Below are 1,126 nucleotides of genomic sequence, written 5' to 3'. Positions count from 1 at the left end.
GGGGGGAGGTGGGGGTTTCGTCTGCCCGGCTGCTGTCGAGCCGGCCGCAGCGGTGCCGCCCTCGCCCCTTCGCCTTGCCGTAAGATGCGCGGGCCATGGCCCCGTCCGTCCTGTTGATGTTGGCGCTCGCCGCGCCCGCTGCCTCTATCCCCCACAACTTCTCCACAGACGAGCGCCCCAGCACCGCGCTCCTCCTCGATGCGGGCACGGCCTCCGTGCGCTCCGTCATCCGGAACGTCGGAGCCGGACAGCTCGATGCGGCGGGCATTGCGTCCGTGATGGCGGTGGCGAGCGGTTCGCACGATGCGTTCGCGGAGATGCGGCAGCTTGATGCGGCGGGCCTCGCCTCGGTGCAGGCGGCCGCGAACGTCCAGCGCACGGCCGCGATGGGAACCGCGCAGCTCAGCGCGGTGGGCCTCGCGTCGGTGCAGGCTGCGGCGAACAGCCAACGCACTGCTTTGGTGGGAACCGCACGGCTCACGAACGCGGGCCTCGCGTCGGTGCAGGCTGCCGCGAAGAACCCTTCAGCTCAGGCGCGTGGCAACGGCGGTATCGTGCAGGCCGGAGGCATCGCGCCCCGCGCTTCCGGAGTGAGCTTCGCCAACGGCACGGCCACCCCCGTCTCGATGCGGATGCCCGCCGGCATGGCCGCGCCCACCTCAAACCCAGACACGCCGTCCACCACCGCTCCCGCGACAGGCGCGGCGCCCCGGACCCCGGGCACCGACACGCTCTCCGAGGCAGGCCGCATCGCCGTGGACGCCAGTGTCGCGGCCCTGCGCGCCGCCGCCGTGGCGATGCGCGCCCGGTCCGGCACCGCGCCCGCCGGCCTCGCCGCCGCAGGCGATCCGGACGCGCACTACGCGCGGGGCGTGCAAGCCCTCCAGGCCAAGGACAGCCAGACCGCCATCGCGGAGCTGTCCGCGTGCGTCCAGGCCGCGCCGACCCGCGCCGACTGCCGCTGGGAGCTGGGCTGGGCCTACTCCGTCGACGGCCGCTGGGCGGACTCGCTCACGCAGTGGACGCAGGTGCGCACGCTCAAGCCGGATCAACCCGACCTGGAGTCCGCGCTCACGCAGGCGCGCAACCAGGCCGCGCTCCAGGCCCGGCTCGCGCAGCCCGTGGA

1 pseudogene is annotated in these 1,126 nt (G+C 74.3%); it reads left to right on the top strand.

Annotated elements, in window-relative coordinates:
- Window positions 1-95: 95 nt before the first annotated feature.
- Window positions 96-1,126, top strand: a pseudogene (locus D7V93_RS43300) (hypothetical protein); the annotation flags it as partial.

Origin of the sequence: Corallococcus llansteffanensis (genome assembly GCF_003612055.1) — a bacterium.
Classification (GTDB): Bacteria; Myxococcota; Myxococcia; order Myxococcales; family Myxococcaceae; genus Corallococcus; species Corallococcus llansteffanensis.
The sequence above is the reverse complement of the archived record's forward strand: the minus strand, read 5'-3'. Positions and strand labels throughout refer to the sequence as shown.